The following is a 20,215-nucleotide window of genomic DNA, read 5'->3' on the forward strand; positions in this document are numbered from 1 at the left end:
CGATGGCCGCGCAATGAACCTGCGCCGAATCGCGCGGGCATGCATGGGCTGGAACTTAACGTTCGGTGGGACACACTAGAGGCCGTCGCGATCGGTAGAGAGCTACCGCACATCGCCCTCCTCCCCTCACTGACCGGAATCCGCATGCCTCAGCTTGCCCGCTCCGTTTCCGCCCTGTTGCCCCTGCTGTTCTCGGCCGCCTGTTCGGCCGCGCCACCAACCACTCCGGGCCCGCCTGCCGCGCCGGTGGCCAGTTGCACCGCCAAGGTGAAGCCGGGGCAGGATCTGCAAAAAGCCATCGACAAACTGCCGCTGGGCGACACGCCGGCCGTGCTGTGCCTGGAAAAAGGCGAATTTCCGCTCAACGGGCTGGTATCGATCCATCGTGGCAACCTGACCCTGCGCGGCAAGGGTCCGGGCACGGTGCTGCGCATGGCCGACGGCGTGCAACAACCTGTGCTGGTGGTAGGCGACTACGAAAACCAGCAGCCCACCGGGGTGATCCGCAACGTCAGCATCGAAGACATGCAGATCGTGGCCAGCACCGGCGACAAGGAGTTCATGCCCGAGCGCCCGTACCTGAGCAACAGCGCGGTGGTGGTGCGCTCCGGCCAGGGCATCCGGCTTGCCGGTCTACAAGTCAACAAGTGCCGCAGTGCCTGCCTGCTGAGCGAGTACGACACCCGCGAGATCACCATCGAAAACAACGATGTCTCCGGCGCCATCTGGGATGGCGTGTCGTTCAACCGCACAGCCAAGGTCACGATGGTCAACAACTACATCCACGATAACGTGGCTGCAGGCCTGACCACCGAGCATCTGGAAGACAGCGAGATCCGCAACAACCGCTTCGAGCGCAATGGCAGCCAGGGCATCTACCTGTCCGATGCGCGGCGCAACCGCTTCAGCAACAACCAGTTCGACGGCAACAAGGTCGCCGGCGTCTTCCTGGCCTGCGCCATCCGCTATCGCACGCCGGAAATCCTGTGCTGGGACAACAGCATGAGCCAGGACAACGTGTTCGAGAACAACCGCTTCTCCAATACGCCGTTCACCTACACCATCGGCGTGGACCGCGCGGCCAATTGCACGGCGGCCGACTTCAAGCCCAACCTGTGGCGTAACAACCAGGCCGATGTGGCCGGCGTGGATATCGAGCCGCAGCGATACGGTTATTGCGTGCGCCACGAGCAGTAAGACAAGGCGGCCGGCCGCGCGTTGGCGCGTGCCGGCCGCTGCAAGCCCACTGCCTCAGGAGGCCAGCGCCTGTGCGTGCACGCCTGCGATCGCCCGGCCGGATGGGTCGGCCATCGCGGCAAAACTCGCATCCCAGGCAATCGCGGTGGGCGACGAGCAGGCAATCGACTTGCCGCCGGGCACCGTCTCCGCCGCCGCCTGGCTCGGGAAGAACTGCTCGAACACACTGCGATAGAAATACGCTTCCTTGGTCTGCGGCGGATTGACCGGGAAACGCTTGCCGGCCGCAGACAGCTCGCGGTCGCTGACGTGCGAGGCGGCATGCTCCTTGAGCCCATCGATCCAGCCGTAGCCGACGCCGTCGCTGAATTGCTCCTTCTGCCGCCACAGGATCGATTCGGGCAGATAGCCGGCAAAGGCCTCGCGCAACACGCCCTTTTCCATGCGCGTGGCGCCCGTGCTGGTCTTGTCGATCATCTTGAAGCTGGCGTCCATGCGCATGGCCACATCCAGGAACTCGCGGTCCAGGAACGGCACCCGCGGCTCCACGCCCCAGGCCATCATCGACTTGTTGGCACGCAGGCAATCGTAGTTGTTCAGTGCATCGAGCTTGCGCACCAGTTCTTCGTGGAACTCGCGCGCATTGGGCGCCTTGTGGAAATACAGGTAGCCACCGAAGATTTCGTCGCTGCCTTCGCCCGACAGCACCATCTTGACGCCCATCGCCTTGATCCGCCGCGCCAGCAGGAACATCGGCGTCGATGCCCGGATGGTGGTGACGTCGTAGGTCTCGATATGGCGAATCACTTCCGGCAGCGCATCCAACCCTTCTTCGAAGGTGTATTCGAAGCCGTGGTGCACGGTGCCCAGCGCCGCCGCCGCGACTTCTGCGGCGGCAAGATCGGGCGACCCCTTCAAGCCGATCGCAAACGAATGCAGCCGCGGCCACCATGCTTCGGTGGTGTCGTTTTCTTCGATGCGGTGACGTGCATAACGCGCAGCCACGGCTGCGACCAATGACGAGTCCAGGCCGCCGGACAGCAGCACACCGTACGGCACATCGGTCATCAGCTGCCGGTGCACGGCACGCTCGAAGGCTTCGCGCAATTCCTGCAGCTGCACCTGCACGCCCTCCACTTCAGCGTATTCGCGCCAGGCACGCTCGTAGTAACGGCTCAGTTCGCCGGTGGCGCTGTCGTACCAGTGCCCCGGCGGAAATTGCGCGGCATCGGCGCAGTCGTCCACCAGCGACTTCAGCTCCGATGCCACCCGCAGGCGGCCCTCGCGGTCGTGGCCCCAGTACAGCGGCACCACTCCGATCGGATCACGCGCAATGATCACGCGGCCGGCGGCCTTGTCCCACAACGCAAAGGCAAAGATGCCGTTAAGGCGATTGAGATAGGACGCCGGCGCATCTTCGCGATACAGCGCATTGATCACTTCGCAATCGGAGCCGGTCTGGAACGCGTAGGCCTGCTGCAGTTCCTGCTTGATTTCGCGATGGTTGTAGATTTCGCCATTCACCGCCAACACCAGTTGCCCATCTTCGGAAAGCAACGGCTGTGCGCCACCGGCCGGGTCGACGATGGCCAGGCGCTCGTGCACCAGGATCGCACCGCCATCGACATACACGCCGCTCCAGTCGGGGCCACGATGGCGCTGACGCTGCGAACATTCCAGAGCCTGCCGGCGTAGCGCCTGCAGATCGTCACCGGGTTGCAGCCCGAAAATACCGAAGATGGAACACATGGAAAACTCCTGATGAACTGCGGGATTGGTGGCCGGTGGACACGCGTGCTGCACGAAATGACACCCATAAAAAAACCCGCATCGGCCGATGCGGGTTTTCTGATTCCTGGGCGTTTGGGTGAACTTCGCCTAGTCGCAGACCCGCATCGGCCGCGCACGATTATTCGCGCGCAGCGTGTTGCGGTTGGCGTTATTGACGTTGGCGAGGTGGATGACCATGGCGTCGACGCTAACCGTTCGTTTTCGCTGGCGCAACTGTTTCAGCGGCAACGACGGTCCGACGCCGACACCTCATGCGCTCAACAAGCGCTCGATCAGCGTGCGATACAACGCAGGCAAGGCTTCCAGGTCGGCCACGCGGACGTGCTCGTCCACCTGATGGATGGACGCGTTCACCGGGCCGACTTCGATGCATTGCGCGCCCAGCGGCGCGATGAAGCGCGCGTCGGAGGTACCGCCGCCGGTGCTCTCTTCCGGCGGCGCACCGGCGAACTCGCCCAGCACCGCGCGCGCGACGCTGCGCAGGCGGCCTTCCGGGGTGTAGAACGGTTCGCCGCTGCGATGCCACTGCAGCGTGTAATCCAGCGCATGCCGATCCAGCGATGCAGTGATCTCCGCTTCCAGGCGCGGCGCGTCCCAGTGCGGGGTGTAGCGCAGGTTGAAGGCCACTTGCAGCTCGCCGGGGATCACGTTGTTGGCACCGGTGCCGGCGTGGATGTTGGAGAGTTGCAGGCTGGTCGGCGGGAAGCTTTCAAAGCCCTCGTCCCACTGCCGCGCCACTAGTTCGGCCAGCGCCGGTGCGGCCTGGTGGATCGGGTTGCGCGCTTTGTGCGGATACGCCACATGCCCCTGAATACCGCGCACGCTCAACATGCCGGACAAACTGCCGCGACGGCCCACGCGGAACAGATCGCCCAGCCGCTCGGTGGACGACGGTTCACCGGTGATGCACCAATCAATCTGCTGGCCGCGCTCGGCGAACAGCCGTGCGACATGGCGCACGCCGTCGATGGCATCGCCCTCTTCATCGGACGTCAGCAACACTGCCAGCGTGCCGGGATGCCCGGGATGGGCGGCAACGAACTGCTCTGCGGCGATTGCAAATGCCGCGACGCTGCCTTTCATGTCCGCCGCGCCACGGCCGTACAGCACGCCGTCACGGATCTGCGGCGCGAACGGATCACTGGTCCATGCCTCGCGCGGGCCCGGCGGCACCACATCGGTATGGCCGAGCAGGACCAGCACCGGCGCGCCGCTGCCATGCGTGGCCCACAGGTTGTCGACCTCGCCCAGGCGCAGGTGCTCGCAGGCGAATCCGGCCGCGCCCAGGCGCCGCGCGATCAGTGCCTGACATCCGGCATCCACCGGCGTTACGGAGGCACGTGCAATGAGGTCACAGGTCAGGTCCAGCACATCGCTCATGAAACGTCACCGCAGTGGAGCCGCATCAGCGGCGTTGATGGAATGGAGCGGGTTTGCATCGATCGGTGTGGTTCGATCGCGGTCGCAGTCGCGGGGTCGGACTACCTTGCTGCCGGAAGCCATGCCAACGCCACCTCGACCGGCTTGCCGAGCGGATGGACGAACTGGCGATCGGCGAACCAATGGCAGCAACGACACCAGCGGCAGCACGCTCCGGCATCGCCGTCGGAACCGCAGTCGCTCAGCCGATGCCGAACCGCTTCTTGAAGCCGTTATCGGAGAAGCCCTGACTCAACTCGCCGTCGTCGGTCATCACCAGCGGGCGACGGATTAGCTGCGGGTATTCGCGCAGCAGCAGCTTCCACTCCGCATCCGAACCGGGCGTCTTCTTGTTGTCGGGCAACTGCCGCCAGGTGGTGGAGGACTTGTTGATCAAGGCCTCGAATCCACCCGCCTTGCCTGCCCATTCCAGCAGCGTTTCCGGCGACGGCGTGTTGTCCCGGTAGTCCACAAACGTATAGGCGACATTGAAGCGGTCCAGCCACTTGGTGGCCTTCTTGCAGGTGTCGCAGTTCTTCAATCCGTAGAGCGTCGTCATCTGTATCCCGGAAAATCGGCCTATAACGCCCCTCTCCTTGCGGGAGAGGGGTTGGGGTGAGGTACGGGCGAAGCCTTGTACAGAACGCGCATCAGGCTTCGCTCCTACCCTCATCCGGCGCTTCGCGCCACCTTCTCCCGGTGGGAGAAGGGAAAGCACACCTCCCCTCCCATAGCGCGAGCAGCTTGCCTCCTCTAGCGCGAGCAGCTTGCAAATCCCCTCTCCCACCGGGAGAGGGGTTGGGGTGAGGGTACGGGCGAAGCCTTGTACAGAACGCGCATCAGGCTTTGCTCGTACCCTCATCCGGCGCTTCGCGCCACCTTCTCCCGGTGGGAGAAGGGAGGCACGCGTCCAGCGCCCGAGCGACTCGCAGGCCTCGTCCCGATGCACGATGGATCAATCCGCCAGCCCGCGCAGCAATTCATTCACGCTGGTCTTGCTGCGCGTTTTCGCATCCACCTGCTTGACGATCACCGCGCAATACAGCGAGTGCGAGCCGTCCTTCGACGGCAGCTGGCCGGACACCACCACGCTGTACGGCGGCACGTAGCCGTAGGAAATCTCGCCGGTGGCACGGTTGTAGATGCGCGTGCTCTGGCTGATGAACACGCCCATGCCGATCACGCTGTGATGGCCGATGACCACGCCTTCCACCACTTCCGAGCGCGCACCGATGAAGCAGTGATCTTCGATGATGGTGGGGCTGGCCTGCAGCGGTTCGAGCACGCCGCCGATGCCGGCGCCGCCGGACAGATGGCAGTGCGCGCCGATCTGCGCGCACGACCCCACCGTGGCCCAGGTATCGACCATGGTGCCTTCGCCCACGTAGGCGCCGATGTTGGTAAAGCTCGGCATCAGCACCACGTCCTTGCCGAAATAGCTTCCGCGGCGCGCCACCGCACCCGGCACCACGCGCACGCCGGCCTTGCGGAAGTCGGCTTCGTGGAAATCGGCAAAACGTGATTCCACCTTGTCCCAGAACGGCGCCGGCTGCGCGTCGATCACCGCCATCTCGTTGACGCGGAAATACAGCAGCACGGCTTTCTTCAACCACTCGTTGACCGTCCAGCCGCCCTGCCCGTCCGGCTCGGCAACGCGGAATTCGCCACTTTCCAGTCCGTCGATCACACGCGTGACGATCGCACGCGTGGAGCCCTCGATCTCGTCCACCGTCAGGCTGGCGCGGCGCTCGAAGGCGCTTTCGATACCAAGCTTCAATTCGTCCTTGCTCACATGCGCTGTTGCGCGCTGTACGGCCTGCTCGGCGATCGGCAACTTCTTGGCTGCTGCGGCCTTCCTGGCGGCCGGTGCCGAGACCACGCGGGTGGCCTGCTTGGCCACACGCGCAGCACTGGCAACTTTCTTTGCCGGCGCTTTCTTAGCAACGGCCGTCTTGGCATCGCGCCTGGCGGCGGCGCTTGCCGGCGGCTTGGCGCTAGCCGCCGCAGCGGCCTTGGTGGGTTTGCCGACAGGCGTGGCTGCACGCTTGCTGGCGGTGGTGGCGGCGCCGGGCTTGCGCGTGGTCTTCTTAGGGGTGGCCATGGGGGTCTCCGGACGGACTAGGCGGGATCGAGACAGGCGCACAGCGCATCGCGCAGCGCCTGCCGGGCGGATTCGGACAACGGGCGATCGTGCTCGTCGGTGATCTGGAACTGATCTTCGGCACGCTCGCCAAACGTGGCGATACGCGCGTCGTGCACGCGCAGGTGCTGGATGCGCAGGACGTGCGCGACATCGGCCAGCAGGCCGGGGCGATCGGGGGCGACCAGACTGATGCGGGTGCGCCGGCCGCCGGCGCTTTCGCTGAATTCCACGCGCGGGGCAAAACGGAAATGCCGCAGCTGGCGCGGCACTGCGCGCCGCGATGGGCGCACTTTCTGCAGATCGCCGGCAAGCACCTGGCGCAGCACCGCAGCAAGCCGCTGCGGGTCGCCGTCGGCAAAACTCTCCTGCGGCAGCACTTCGAACACGTCGAAGATCGCATCGTGCGGTGCGTCCAGCACGCGGGCGCGGTGGATGCCATAGCCCTTGCGGTCCAGCGTGGCCACGATCGCCGCAAACAGGCCATCGCGGTCGGGCGAATACACGAACACTTCCAGCGCGTCGTTGTCCGGCACTGCACGGCGCGCCTTGACCAGGGTCTGGCCGATCTCCACTTCGATCAGCGATGCGGCCTGCCAGGCCAGTTGCTCGGGGCGGAAGCGCAGGAAGTTTTCATCCGGCATGCCGGCAAACTGGCGGTCGATGGTGGCATCGTCGTGCCCTTGCGCCTGCATCAGCGCGCGCGCGGAGTCGCGCGCTTCGCGCAGACGCTCCTCGCGCGGCGGCGGATGCTCCAGGCCTTCGCGCAAGGCGCGGCGCGCCGCAAAGTACAGGTCTGCCAGCAGCCGGTCCTTCCACGCATTCCACAACTTGGGGCTGGTGCCGGCGATGTCGGCGCAGGTCAACAGGTACAGATAATCCAGCCGCTCACGCGTACCCACCAGCGTGGCGAAGCGATGGATCACCTCCGGGTCGGAGATGTCCTGCTTTTGCGCGGTGACCGACATGCGCAGGTGTTGCTCCACCAGCCAGGTCACCAGCTCGGTATCGCCTTCGCTCAGGCGATGCGCCAGGCAGAACGCACGTGCGTCGACCGCGCCCAGTTCAGAATGATCGCCGCCACGGCCCTTGGCAATGTCATGGAACAGGCCGGCCAGCAGCAGCAGCTCGGGCTTGCGCAGGCGCGGCCAGACTTCGTGGGTGATCGAAAAACGCTCATCGGCACGGCCGGCCGCAAACAGCGCGATGTTCCGCAGCACCATCAAGGTGTGCTGATCCACCGTGTAGACATGGAACAGGTCGAACTGCATGCGACCGGAGACGCTGGCAAACGCCGGAATCCACTGCCCGAGCACGCCCAGCCGCGCCATGCGATTGAGCGTTTCCACCGCGCGCGGGCCACGCAGCAGCGCCATGAAACGCTCGCGTGCCGTCGCATCGGCCACGTCGTAGGCCGGCAGCTCGTGCAGGACCTCGGCCAGCGCACGCGCGGTCAACGAATGCAGCCCGCGCACCTCGCGATGCGCCGCCCATTGCGCAAACAGCGCAAAGATCTGCAGCACGTCGCCGTCCGGCCAGGTCTCTGCATCGGCGGCAAGATAGCCACGACGCAGGCTGAACCCGCCGCCGATCGGCTCCGGCACCGCTTCGCCATCGAACTGTTCTTCGAAACGCTGCAGCAGCCGGTCGCTGATGCGGCGGATCAGCGCCGCGCTGCGGTAGAAGCGCTGCATCATCTTTTCGACGCCCAGGCTTTCCGGGTCGTCGGCAAATCCCAGCCGCTGCGCCAGGGTCTTCTGGTAATCGAAACGCAGGCGTTCTTCGGGGCGGTTGGCGACGATATGCAGGCCAAAGCGCAGCCGCGCCAGTTCCTCGCGCTCGCGCCGCAGCGCCGCCGCTTCGTCCAGGCCCACATGCCCCAGCCCGACCAGCGCGTCCAGATCCTTCACTCCGAACGCGCGCAACGCCATCCAGCCCAGGGTCTGCAGGTCGCGCAACCCGCCCGGGCCATCCTTGATGTCGGGTTCGAGGTTGTCGGCGGTATCGCCGAAGCGCTCGTGCCGTGCCAGCAGCTCCTCGCGCTTGGCCTGGAAGAAGTCGCGTGGCGGCCACACCTGTTGCGGCGCGATGGCCGCTGCCAGCGCCGCGCGCGCCGCGCCATCGGCCACCAGTGCGCGCGATTCGATCAGCGCGGTGAGCACGGTCTGATCGACCGCTGCAGCCGTGCACTGCGCAGGCGAGCGCACCGCATGACTGATCGGCAGGCCCACATCCCACAACAGCGCGAACAGTCGCGCCAGCGCCTGCTCTTGGTCTTGCTGCGCAGCGGTGTCGCCCAGCACCAGTACATCCACGTCCGAGCGCGGGAACAACTCACCGCGCCCGTAGCCGCCGACCGCGTGCAGCGACAGGCCACTGTCGGCTGGAATGCAGCGCGTCCAGGCATTGCGCATCAGTTGATCGACGGCGCGTGCGCGCAGCGCCACCAGCCGCTCGATCGGCTCGCCCTGATCGAAGCGTTTGCACAGCCGCATGTCGGCGTGCACCAGCAGCGGACGGGCCTGCGCGGCCCAGTCCGCGTCGCCGGCGACGCCCGGGTCGGGTCGATCCGCCGGCGTGGCCGTCATACCGGCGCGGGAGAGTTGGCCGACAGCGTCAGCACATCCACGCCGTCCTCGGTCACCGCCACCATGTGCTCCCACTGCGCGGACAGCTTGCGGTCCTTGGTGACCACGGTCCAGCCATCGGGCAAGGTCTTATGGTGGTAGGTGCCTTCGTTGATCATCGGCTCGATGGTGAAGGTCATGCCCGGCTTGAGCACCAGTCCTTCGCCCGGACGGCCGTAATGCATCACCTGCGGTTCGTCGTGATAGACCTTGCCGATGCCATGGCCGCAATAGTCGCGCACCACGCTGAAGCGCTCGGCCTCGGCGAACTTCTGGATCGCATGGCCCACATCGCCCAGCGTCGCACCCGGCTTGACCGCGCGGATGCCGCGCCACATGGCTTCGTAAGTGGTGTCCACCAGGCGCTTGGCCATCACCGAGGGAGTGCCCACGTAGTACATGCGGCTGGTGTCGCCATGCCAGCCGTCCTTGATGACGGTGACATCGATATTGACGATGTCGCCATCCTTCAGGACCTTGGCCGCGCTCGGGATGCCGTGACAGATCACGTTGTTGACCGAGGTACACACGCTCTTCGGGAAGCCGCGATAGCCGACATTGGCAGGAATGGTTCCCTGCACATTGACGATATGGTCATGGCAGATGCGGTCCAGCTCGGCCGTGGTGACGCCTGGCTTGACGTGCGGGCCCACGATATCGAGCACCTCGGCGGCCAGTCGGCCGGCGATACGCATCAGTTCGATTTCTTCTTTGGTTTTCAGATTGACGCTCATGGCCCGGATTATCGCCGATCCGGGCTGAATCTGAACGACCCATGCCCGGCTTTTTTCAAGACGCATTGCCGTCGCACAAACGGACAGGGCAACAGAAAACCGCCGCCGCCCGCCCATTCATGTGTGACGCAGTCCCGAACGCGTCAAAGTTGGCGTGAACGGAGTCATCCGCAGGACATCGCACATTCGTCAGATCGGCCTTCGAAAACAGCTGGATAGCGGGCGCAATCGCCGTTATGTTTGGCACAGCTGATGCATTGCAGGGAGGGCGACATGTTGTCGCGTCACTGCTGACCCGACCGGTCAAGGAAATGTCCATGCGTACTGTCCGCCCTGTCCTGCTGTCCTTCGGCCTGCTCTCGACCATCGGTATGGCGACTGCTGCAGACACCACCACCTTCAACGTCAAGATCGCCGTGACCAAGGCCTGCACGATCACTGCCGCCTCTGCCACGGACGTCGACTTCGGCTCGGTGCTGTCCACCTCGACCGCCAATGTCGACGCCAACGGCAGCGTGACCGCCCAGTGCACGGCACTGACCCCCTACAACATCGCGTTGAGCGCAGGCAGCAACGCCGGCACCGCCAATGACGTGACCACCCGCCGGATGAAGAACGCCGACCCGCTGGTGACCACCAACAACTTCATTTCCTACCAGCTCTACCAGGACCTGGCGCGCAGCTCGGTGTGGGGCAGCACCACCGGCACCAACACCCTGAGCCGGACCGCCACCGGCCTCAACCAGGTCTATCCGGTCTACGGCCGCGTGACCAACCCGTCGGTCGCCAACGCCGCCACCGGTAGTTACCTGGACACGATCACCGCGACGATCGTCTATTGAGACCACGCATGCCCTTGCCTGCCCTGCGGTTTCCTGTGCGCGCACGGCTGGTCCTGACCGGACTGGCCCTGGGCCTGTTGCTGGGCAGTGCCTGGACGCTGCCCGCCGCGCAGGCGGCCAGCCTGCAGCTGGCCCCGACCTCGCTGACCCTGAGCGCCGAACAGAGCGCCGATGGGCTGTGGCTGAGCAATAGTGGCGGCGCGCCGGTACAGGTGCAGACCCGCGCCTACCGCTGGACCCAGCGCGAGGGCCAGGACCAGCTCGCCCCGACCCAGGAGCTGCTGATCAGCCCGCCGATGCGCACCCTGGCCGCCGGCGAGCGCCAGTTGATCCGGGTGATCCGTGCCGGCCCCGCACCCGGCAGCCAGGAAGCCTGCTACCGCATCATCGTCGACGAACTGCCCAGCGCCGATGCCGACCGCAAGGGCATGCAGTTCGTGCTGCGCTACTCGGTGCCGATCTTCGTGCTGCCGCCCGGCAAGGCCGCGCCCACCCCGACCCTGAGCGCGCAGGTAGTGGCCGGCAGCGACGGCACTGCGCAGATCCAGATCAGCAATACCGGCAGCGGGCATGCACAGATCGCCGATCTGCAGCACCGAGTCGACGGCGCCACCAAGACCGCCTTGAACGGGCTGGTCGGCTATGTGCTGCCGGGGCAGACCATGCGCTGGTCGCTGGGTGCACCGCTGGCCCAGTTCGCCCGCGGCGCCATCATCGCAAGGATCAATGGTGAGGCTGACGAACGTACCCTGTCGGCCGCGCCGACGGCGCCGTGATGCGGCCCGGCTGGCGATGACGCTGCTGGCGGCCGCCACCGGGTGGGCAGACGCGACGGCCGGCGACCTCGCCGAGATCGACGCCTTGCCCGATCAGACCGCACAACCCGCCAGCGGGCAGCCGCAGACGCTGTATCTGGAGGTCACCCTGAATCAGGCCGAGCGCGGCCTGACGCCGTTCGAGCTGGTCGACGGCCATCTGCGGGCCTCGGTGGACACATTGCGCAAGCTCGGCTTCATCCTGGCCGACCGCGCGCCGGGACAGTCGGTCGATCTGGATCGCCTGCCCGACGTGGAAGTGCGCTACGACGCCGCCCTGCAGCGGCTCGCGCTGCAGGTGCCGGTGGCACAGCTGGCGCTGTCCACCACCGTGCTCAAGCCCGAAGAAGCCGCCCCGCCCAGCGCCACCGCATCGCCCGGCGTCCTGCTCAACTACGACCTGTATGCCACGCGCACCACCGGTGCCAGCAACGTGTCGCTGGCGACCGAACTGCGTGGCTTCGGCATCGGCCGCGGCATGTTCGACACCACGGCGGTGTTTCTGGCCTACGACCGCCCGCAGGACGAGCGCTGGCGCAGTGAAGCGGTGCGTCTGGACAGCGCCTGGCAGATGGATTTCCCCGATAGCGCCACCAGCCTGACGGTGGGCGACTTCTACAGCGGCTTCGTCGACTGGAGCCGCTCGCTGCGGCTGGGGGGCGTGCAGATCGGCCGCAATTACGCGCTACAGCCGTATCGCGTGCTGACGCCGACGCCCAGTTTTCTGGGCGAAGCAGCGGTGCCTTCCACGGTGGAGCTCTACGTCGATGGCCTGCGTCAATACAGCGGCCAGGTGCCGGCCGGTCCGTTCCAGCTGGCCGCGCAACCGGGCATCAGCGGCACCGGCCAGGCGCAGATCGTGGTGACCGACGCCTTCGGTCGCGTGCGCCAGCTGAATTTCGCGTTTTACGGCACGCCGCAACTGCTGGCGCGCGGCATTTCCGAATGGTCGGCCGGCATCGGCCACCTGCGTCGCGACTACGGGGTGCGCTCGTTTTCCTATGCCTCGCAGCCGATCGCCAGCGCCACCTTGCGCAAGGGAGTGCGCGACGATTTCACCGTCGAGGCGCATGCCGAAGCCGGCGGCGGCGTGATCAATGCCGGTGCGGGCGGAGTGTGGTTGCTGGGTGCAGGCGGGGTAGTCAACGCTGCCTACGCCCACAGCCGGATGCATGACCTGCGCGGCGGACAGTACGTGCTGGGCTACGCCTGGAACAACCGGCGCTTCAACGTCAACCTGGGCACCCAGCGTACCCACGGCGACTACCGCGACCTGGGGGCGCTGCAGGGCAGCCTGCCGGCACGCGTCAGCGACCGCGCCGCGTTCGGCATCAATGTCGACCCGATCGGTTCGCTGGGTACCAGCTACGTGCGCCTGAGCTACCCGCAAGGCGACACCTCGCGCTACGCCAGCGTGTTCTGGTCGCGCAGCTTCGGGCGCAACTGGGCGGCCAACCTGTCCGGCAACCAGAACCTGGACGAGCGCAGCGATCGCAGCCTGTATCTGTCGCTGTCGACCACCTTCGGCCAGTTGCGCCAGGCCAGTGCATCGATGCAGCGCAATGGCAACCGCACCGGCTTTGTCGCCGATGTCAGCCAGCCGCTACCCGGCGACGGCGACCTGGGCGGCATTGGATGGCGGCTGCAGGCACGCGCCGGCGACGATGCCAGTGGCGGGCTGGCCGAACTGGGCTGGCTGAACCGGGTCGGCCGCTACAACTTCGGTGCGGCCAGCCAGGATGGCGCTACCTTTGGCTATGCCAGCGCCAGCGGCAGCCTGGTGTGGATGGATGGACGGAGCTTTGCGGCGCGCGACGTCCAGGATGCGTTTGCGGTGGTCTCCACCGATGGCCAGGCCGGCATTCCGGTCCGGCTGGAAAACCGCCTGATCGGCGTCACCGATGCACGCGGCACCTTGCTGGTGACGCCGCTGCAGTCGTGGCAGCGCAATCAGTTGTCGATCGACACCTTGAACCTGCCCGCGGAGCTGCGCGTGGACCGCGTCGACACCACGGTGACCCCGCGCCAGCAGTCCGGTGTGGCCGTGCGCTTCGGCATCACCCGCGTGCGCGCTGCGGTGATCGTCCTGCACGATGCCAATGGCGCTGCATTGCCGGTGGGCAGCGTGGCGCAGCGCGAGGGGAACGCCGAACGCGTGGTGGTCGGCTACGACGGCGAAACCTATCTGGACAATCTGCAGGCCGACAACCGCATCCTGGTCGATCTGCCGCAGGGCCGTTGTGTGGCGCAGTTCGCGTACCCGACCGAGGCCGGCGGCATTCCGCGGGTCGGCCCGCTGCGCTGCACGACAGAGCCCGCGCCATGACACCAACGATGCGCTGGCCACTCCTGCTTGCATTGGCGCTCTGCAGCCTGTGGCTGGCACCGAGCCAGCACGCGCGCGCCGACACCACCTGCACGGTCACGCTGGGAACGCCCATGGCCTTCGGCAATGTCGCGGCCAATGGCACGACCGATGCGGTCGCCACGCTCAACGTCACGTGTGCGACCGCCGCGCTCAGCGTTCTGGGGTATGCGCAGGTGAGCCTGTGCCTGGATCTTGGCCCAGGCAGCGCGAGCAATGGGCTGTATGCCCCGCGCCGCATGCTGAACGCCACCGGCGACAGCCTGGACTTCCAGATCTACAAGGACGCCGCACGCACCCAGGTCTGGGGAGCCACCGGGTCGTCAAGCCCATCGCCGGGCCTGTTGACGCTGTCGTACGGCGTTCCGGTGGTTACCGGCGGCTCGCAGATGACCAGCATCACGCTGTACGGGCGCATTCCCGCCAACCAGATCCTGTCGACCGGCAATCACACCAGCAACTTCGGCGGTGCCGATGCCGTGCTGCGCTACGCCTACAACGAAAGCATCATTGGCGTCCCGCCGGTTCCGGCCAATTGCACCACCGGCGGCAGCGGCGCCAAGACCGCCAGCAATGCATTCCCGTTCACCGCGTCAGCCAGCGTCCCGGCGCGCTGCAATACCTATGTCACCACCGACCTGGATTTCGGCAGCATCGCCGGCAGCATCGCCACCGCCATCGACCGCAGCTCCACCATCAGCCTGGCCTGCACCAACCGCACCGCCTGGAACATCGGCCTGGATGTCGGCGTCAACGCCAGTGGCAGCACCCGCCGCATGCGCCACGCCAGCAGCGCCAACTACATCACTTACGAGCTCTACAAGGACCCCGGCCGCAGCAGCCGCTGGGGCACCACCATCGGGGTCGACACCCTGGCCGGCACCGGCAACGGGGTGGCGCAGACCGTCACCGTCTACGGACGCGCCCCGGCTCCGCAGTTGCCTATCGCGGGCGCCTACAACGATACGGTGACAGTCTCGATCACTTATTGACAGTTAATAAAGTTCGTTTGGGGCACGTCGCTATCTGTTACGTCTCCGCTGCAAACGATTGCCTTCATGATGACGGTCACTTTGCCGAAGTGCGTGCTTTTGCTTGCCCTCGCTTGCAGCGCCTCCATCGCGAGCGCGGCCGGCAACCGCGGCCCTGAAAACTCCACCCTGCACATCGGCCTGCGCGTGCTCAGCGGTTGCGAGCTGCGCACCGCACCGCCGCGCGCCAGCTGCTCGCGCGGCACCCCGGTCGCGATCGCCCAACCAGCGCCGAGCGCCGGGACGCCGCCGCTTGCCAGCACCGGCCAGGACGCCAGCGCCCTCGCCGGGCCTGCGCCCAGCGGCGCGGCGCGCATCACCACCATTGCGTTTTGACCATGGCCACGTCCTGCTTCCGTCGGGCCTGGCTGGCGCTGGGCCTGGCCGTCCTGGCAACCAGCGGCAGCGCCGCCGGTGCCGAAATCGCCATCGCACCGACCACCGCGCATATCCCGGCCGATACCGATCAGACCGCCGTCTGGCTTTACAACCAGGACGCCCACCCGTGGCGCGCCGATGCCAGGCTCTACCGATGGCGCCAGCAAGGCGATCGCGAGGTGCTGGAACCGGCCTTGGGCGCCACCGTCAGCCCCAGCCAGTTCGATATCCCGCCGCAAGGCCGGCAGTTGTTGCGGGTGATCCGCCTCGGCCCCAGCCCCGCGACCACCGAAGACAGCTACCGCCTGGTGGTGACCCAGCACGCTACTGGCCAGGAGACCGAGCTGCTGCGGTACTCCACCCCGGTGTTCGCGCTGCCCAGCGAACCGGGAAGCGGGCATCCGCGCCTGCAGGTCTCGCTGACCGGCCAGGGCGGCGAGAGGACGCTGCGCGTGCACAATGCCGGGCTCAGTCACGCACGCCTGGCCGACCTGGCCTTCATCGATGCCGGCGGCAGCCGCCGCAGCATTCGTGACGACCTGGCCGGCTATGTGCTGCCGGGCCAGACCCGGCAATGGGCACTGCCGGCCAGCCTGCTCCCCGGTACCGGCCGCTTCGTGGCACGCGTCAACAGCGATATCGAGAGCACGCTGACGCTGGAGCCGTGAGTGGGGAATGGGGAATGGGGAATGGGGAATGGGGAATCAGGAATCGGCGCGGTGCTTTCCGATGGCTGATTGTTTTTGTGGACTCGTATCCGTTCAAGTGATCTAGCCTCTGCGATTCCCGATTCCCGATTCCCGATTCCCGATTCCCGATTCCCGATTCCCGATTCCCGATTCCCGCCAATTGCACCACGTCACCCAGCCGGCTATACTCCGCCGGCTGTTTTGCGTCTCTCACGCATTGCGTCGTTCACGTCGGACGTCACCGACGAATCCACACCTGCTGCCGCCATTCGCGCCGGGGTGCCCTCACAAGGGGTTCGTCGCGGAGGCAACAGGGAAGCCCAACCCCGGAATCTTGTGCGTTTGATGCGAGTCCCTCGCAACAGTCCGCATACCCATGCGCGGACTCTAAAAGTCAAGGCCGCGCACGGCGATTCCGCTCTTACGGAGTTACTTCAATGCCCCAAGTCACCATGCGCCAGATGCTGGAAGCCGGCGTCCATTTCGGCCACCAGACCCGCTACTGGAACCCCAAGATGGCGCCGTACATCTTCGGCGCGCGCGGCAAGATCCACATCATCAACCTCGAGAAGACCGTTCCGCTCTTCAACGATGCGATGAACTTCCTCTCCTCGATCGCGCAGAAGCGCGGCACCGTGCTGTTCCTGGGCACCAAGCGCAGCGCGCGCGAGTCCATCAAGGAAGAAGCCGAGCGTTGCAACATGCCATTCATGACCCAGCGCTGGCTGGGCGGCACGCTGACCAACTTCCGCACCGTCAAGCAGTCGGTTGCCCGCCTGAAGGAACTGGAAGCGGCCGAGACCGATGGAACGTTCGAAAAGCTGGTCAAGCACGAAGTGCTGGGCCTGCGTCGCGAGCGCGAAAAGCTGGACGCCTCGCTGGGCGGCATCAAGGAAATGAACCGCCTGCCCGACGCGATCTTCGTGATCGACATCGGCCATGAAGACATCGCCATCAAGGAAGCCAAGAAGCTCGGCATCCCGGTGATCGCCGTGGTCGACACCAACTACGATCCGGCCCTGGTCGACTACGCCATCCCGGGTAACGACGACGCCATCCGCGCCGTGCAGCTGTACGCACGCGCCGCCGCCGATGCCGTGCTGGAAGGCAAGGCTGCTGCGCCGAACTCGGCGTCGGTCCGCGAAGAAGAGTTCTCGGCCGATGCCGGCGACGAAGGCAAGGGCCGTCGCGCTCCGGCCAAGAAGGGCGACAAGAAGGCTGACGCCGCCGCTGCCGAGTAACCGGCATGCAATGCGGCCGCACCATGCTGTGCGGCCGCAGCCCCGGCGGGTCCATCGCGACCCGTCGTACGGGCCACTGAAGACACAACGGGGGCGGCCAGCACGCTGCACCGTCTCCTACTGGCGGAATCCTTTCCGCCGCACGCATTCGTCCAATGAGGTAATCCCGTGGAAATCACTGCTTCCCTGGTCAAGGAACTGCGCGAGCGCACCGGCGCCGGCATGATGGAGTGCAAGAAGGCACTCGTCGAAAACGCTGGCGACATCGACGCCGCTGCCGAATGGCTGCGCAAGTCGGGTCTGGCCAAGGCTGACAAGAAGGCCGACCGCGTTGCCGCCGAAGGCCGCATCGCCACCGCACAGGCCGGCGGCAAGGCCGTGCTGGTCGAAGTCAACTCCGAGACCGACTTCGTCGCCAAGGACGAGAACTTCCTGGCCTTCACCGAGGTCGTGGCCAATGCCGCACTGAACTCGGACGCTACCGATGCCGAGGCGCTCAAGAGCGTCAAGCTCGACAGCGGCGAGACCATCGAAGAGCGTCGCGCCGCAGTCATCGCCAAGGTCGGCGAGAACCTGCAGGTGCGTCGCCTGGTCCGCATCGACAGCGCCAACAACGTCGCGGCCTACGTGCACGGCGGCCGCATCGGCGTGCTGGTCGAGCTGAAGGGTGGCGACATCGAGCTGGCACGCGGCATCGCCATGCACATCGCGGCGATGAACCCGCCGCACGTCAAGGCGTCCGACGTTCCGGCCGAATTCGTCGCCAAGGAAAAGGAAATCGAACTGGCCAAGATGTCCGAAAAGGACAAGTCCAAGCCGGCCGAGATCCTGGAAAAGATCATCAGCGGCAAGATCAGCAAGATCGTCAACGAAGTCACGCTGTACGGCCAGCCGTACGTGCTGAACACCGATCAGACCGTCGAGCAGGCCGTCAAGGCCGCCGGTGCGGACGTGATCGGCTTCCAGCGCCTGGCCGTTGGCGAGGGCATCGAGAAGGTGGTGGAAGACTACGCCGCCGAAGTGATGAAGCAGGCCGGCCTGGCCTGATCTTCGCCACACTGCAGAAGGAGCCGCGGCATGCCGCGGCTTTTTTTGTGCCCGTTTTGTGCCCGTCCTTGCCGCACGACAGGCCCAGCGCCCGAACCTGAAGCAAACACATCCGCCACGTGGCGAACCGTGCTCGACGCTACAGATCGGTTGACGGGTGCCGCTAAATCCAGATACCGACCAGGCTCTCGACACCCATCGCGCATGCGCGGTGATGGCGGGGCATGGCGTGCCCTACTCAACGAACGCAGCTGTATGCTTGCGATCACCGTCGGCGATGACTCATGCAACCAGATCTTCAGGCCGCCCTGCACTACTGCCGCAACCTGCCATCGCCGCCTGGCGTCGCGCTGCGCGTGATCGAACTGGCGCAGGACCCGGACGTGGACATGACCACCACGGCGAACGTCATCGGCATGGACATGGCCTTGAGTGCCCGCATGCTGCGCGTGGCCAACTCGCCGCTCTACGCCAGCCGCCGCCGCGTCGACAACTTGGGCCAGGCGCTGACCATGCTGGGACTCAATGCCACCTTGAGTCTGGCGTTGGGCTTTTCGATGGTGCACGGCGTGCGCAACACCTTCACCGCCCATCCCCTGCATGAGCACATCTGGCGTCGCGCCGGATTGTGCGCGCTGGCCAGCCGCATCCTGGGCCAGGCCTATGGCATCCGCAAACCCGAAGAATTGATGCTGGCCGGCCTGCTGCAGGACATCGGCAAGCTGGCGCTGCTGCAAGGTGCGCCCGAGCTGTACGGGCCACTGCTGGACCAGGCGCCGGACAATGCATCGCTACTGGATGCCGAACGCGAACACCTGGGTGCCACCCATGCCGAGGTGGGCGCCTGGCTTGCGCATCAGTGGCAATTGCCGCCGTACCTGCAGAATGCGATCGCGCAGAGCGAGGACGAACCGGCGAGCCTGGAGCCGTTCATGGCCTGCGTCGCGCTGTCCGGGCGGCTTGCCGACATCTGGCTCTCGGCAAGCGCCGTCACCGCCACCGAGCGCGCGCAGCGCCAGGCCCAGGACATCCTGGAACTGGATGCCGAGCGCTTCGAGAAAGTGATCGAACGCATCGCCGAATCGCTGCCCGAGCTGGAAGCGCTGTTCGACATCCGCGTGCCGCAACCCGAGCACATCCAGATGATCTTCGAGCAGGCGCGCGAACTGGCGATGCTGCGCAGCCTGCGCGAATTGCAGGACGTGGCCGAAGCGCGCCGGCATGCCGACGAATCGGAAAACCGCATGCGCCATCTGGCCGAACAGGCCAGCCGCGATGCATTGACCGGCGTGTTCAACCGCCATCAGCTCGGCACCGCGCTGACGCATGAGTTCGAACTGGCCTCGCGGCAGAGCTGGCCGCTGTCGATCGCCTTCATCGACCTGGACGACTTCAAGCGCGTCAACGATGCGCATGGCCATCTGGTTGGCGATGAGGTGTTGCGCAATTTTGCGCAGACACTGCAACGCATGGTGCGCACCAGCGATCTGGTGGCGCGCTACGGTGGCGAAGAATTCCTGGTGATCCTGCCCAACACACCGGCCGACGCGGCGCTGATGGTGATCGAGCGCATTCTTGCCGAGACTGCGCGCACGCCGATGGCGCAATTGCAGGGCGGCCCGTTGCATATCACCTTCTCTGCAGGCCTGGCCACGCACGGCGGTATCGAGCGCCAGTTCGAAAGCATCGAGCACCTGCTGCAGGCCGCCGACAGCACGCTGTATCGCTCCAAGCATCGCGGCCGCAACCGTGTCACCGCCTACGATGCGACCGATGTACCGACGCCGCCCAACCCGCGCGCACACTGAGCAACGCGTCACGTCGCCACCGACAAAGGAATTTTTACCACGCCCGGGGACAGGCTTCCGCTAGAATTGCCGGCGTTTGCCGTCCCCTACC

Annotated in this window: 17 protein-coding genes; 10 read left to right on the forward strand and 7 right to left on the reverse strand. The window is 66.0% G+C overall.

Features of this window, described 5'->3' with window-relative positions:
- Positions 1-144 precede the first annotated feature (144 nt).
- Positions 145-1,197 (forward strand): type III secretion-associated outer membrane-bound protein HpaM, encoded by a 1,053-nt coding sequence (hpaM, locus tag XnspCFBP7698_RS09385; protein ID WP_039410325.1) that lies wholly within the window; start codon positions 145-147, stop codon positions 1,195-1,197.
- A gap of 54 nt (positions 1,198-1,251) precedes the next feature.
- Here the strand turns inward: hpaM and asnB are convergent, their stop codons facing one another.
- The 7 genes from asnB to map all read right to left on the reverse strand — a co-directional run bounded on the left by asnB (position 1,252) and on the right by map (position 9,908).
- A complete protein-coding gene (gene asnB, locus XnspCFBP7698_RS09390) occupies positions 1,252-2,946 on the reverse strand; it encodes an asparagine synthase B (RefSeq protein WP_104579991.1) in 1,695 nt (564 codons plus the stop codon).
- A gap of 129 nt (positions 2,947-3,075) precedes the next feature.
- Entirely contained in the window at positions 3,076-3,216 is a 141-nt protein-coding gene (locus tag XnspCFBP7698_RS21540) for a hypothetical protein (RefSeq protein ID WP_158255441.1), read from the reverse strand.
- 21 nt (positions 3,217-3,237) lie between these two features.
- Positions 3,238-4,368, reverse strand: a complete 1,131-nt coding sequence (dapE, locus tag XnspCFBP7698_RS09395) for a succinyl-diaminopimelate desuccinylase (protein ID WP_104579992.1) — start codon at positions 4,366-4,368, stop codon at positions 3,238-3,240.
- A gap of 241 nt (positions 4,369-4,609) precedes the next feature.
- Positions 4,610-4,966 carry an arsenate reductase gene (locus XnspCFBP7698_RS09400; RefSeq protein ID WP_104579993.1) on the reverse strand — a complete coding sequence of 119 codons (357 nt, stop codon included), beginning with the start codon at positions 4,964-4,966 and terminating at the stop codon, positions 4,610-4,612.
- Positions 4,967-5,362: 396 nt separating this feature from the next.
- On the reverse strand, positions 5,363-6,508 hold the full coding sequence (dapD, locus tag XnspCFBP7698_RS09405) for a 2,3,4,5-tetrahydropyridine-2,6-dicarboxylate N-succinyltransferase (protein ID WP_047693603.1): 1,146 nt from the start codon (positions 6,506-6,508) through the stop codon (positions 5,363-5,365).
- A gap of 17 nt (positions 6,509-6,525) precedes the next feature.
- A complete protein-coding gene (locus XnspCFBP7698_RS09410) occupies positions 6,526-9,135 on the reverse strand; it encodes a [protein-PII] uridylyltransferase (RefSeq protein ID WP_104579994.1) in 2,610 nt (869 codons plus the stop codon).
- On the reverse strand, positions 9,132-9,908 hold the full coding sequence (map, locus tag XnspCFBP7698_RS09415; RefSeq protein WP_039410342.1) for a type I methionyl aminopeptidase: 777 nt from the start codon (positions 9,906-9,908) through the stop codon (positions 9,132-9,134). Before map ends, XnspCFBP7698_RS09410 begins: the two co-directional genes overlap by 4 nt.
- A gap of 290 nt (positions 9,909-10,198) precedes the next feature.
- On the opposite strand from map, the gene XnspCFBP7698_RS09420 reads away from it, so the two are divergent.
- From XnspCFBP7698_RS09420 to XnspCFBP7698_RS09465, 9 genes are all read left to right on the forward strand, one after another.
- Positions 10,199-10,750 (forward strand): spore coat U domain-containing protein, encoded by a 552-nt coding sequence (locus XnspCFBP7698_RS09420; RefSeq protein ID WP_179455047.1) that lies wholly within the window; start codon positions 10,199-10,201, stop codon positions 10,748-10,750.
- Positions 10,751-10,758: 8 nt separating this feature from the next.
- On the forward strand, positions 10,759-11,526 hold the full coding sequence (locus XnspCFBP7698_RS09425; protein ID WP_146093196.1) for a fimbria/pilus periplasmic chaperone: 768 nt from the start codon (positions 10,759-10,761) through the stop codon (positions 11,524-11,526).
- 16 nt (positions 11,527-11,542) lie between these two features.
- On the forward strand, positions 11,543-13,891 hold the full coding sequence (locus XnspCFBP7698_RS09430) for a fimbria/pilus outer membrane usher protein (protein WP_104579996.1): 2,349 nt from the start codon (positions 11,543-11,545) through the stop codon (positions 13,889-13,891).
- Positions 13,888-14,922 carry a spore coat U domain-containing protein gene (locus XnspCFBP7698_RS09435; RefSeq protein ID WP_199680125.1) on the forward strand — a complete coding sequence of 345 codons (1,035 nt, stop codon included), beginning with the start codon at positions 13,888-13,890 and terminating at the stop codon, positions 14,920-14,922. Before XnspCFBP7698_RS09430 ends, XnspCFBP7698_RS09435 begins: the two co-directional genes overlap by 4 nt.
- A 48-nt stretch (positions 14,923-14,970) precedes the next feature.
- Positions 14,971-15,297 carry a hypothetical protein gene (locus XnspCFBP7698_RS09440; protein WP_104579997.1) on the forward strand — a complete coding sequence of 109 codons (327 nt, stop codon included), beginning with the start codon at positions 14,971-14,973 and terminating at the stop codon, positions 15,295-15,297.
- Positions 15,298-15,299: 2 nt separating this feature from the next.
- Complete coding sequence (locus XnspCFBP7698_RS09445) at positions 15,300-16,007, forward strand: fimbria/pilus periplasmic chaperone (protein ID WP_104579998.1); 708 nt, start codon at positions 15,300-15,302, stop codon at positions 16,005-16,007.
- 458 nt (positions 16,008-16,465) lie between these two features.
- Positions 16,466-17,269, forward strand: coding sequence for a 30S ribosomal protein S2 (gene rpsB, locus XnspCFBP7698_RS09455; protein WP_047693612.1), 804 nt, complete (start codon positions 16,466-16,468; stop codon positions 17,267-17,269).
- Between the two features lie 168 nt (positions 17,270-17,437).
- On the forward strand, positions 17,438-18,316 hold the full coding sequence (tsf, locus tag XnspCFBP7698_RS09460; RefSeq protein ID WP_104581605.1) for a translation elongation factor Ts: 879 nt from the start codon (positions 17,438-17,440) through the stop codon (positions 18,314-18,316).
- Between the two features lie 284 nt (positions 18,317-18,600).
- Positions 18,601-20,124, forward strand: a complete 1,524-nt coding sequence (locus XnspCFBP7698_RS09465; RefSeq protein ID WP_039412032.1) for a GGDEF domain-containing protein — start codon at positions 18,601-18,603, stop codon at positions 20,122-20,124.
- Positions 20,125-20,215: the final 91 nt, after the last annotated feature.

The organism is Xanthomonas sp. CFBP 7698 (genome assembly GCF_003600855.1).
GTDB lineage: Bacteria > Pseudomonadota > Gammaproteobacteria > Xanthomonadales > Xanthomonadaceae > Xanthomonas > Xanthomonas cannabis.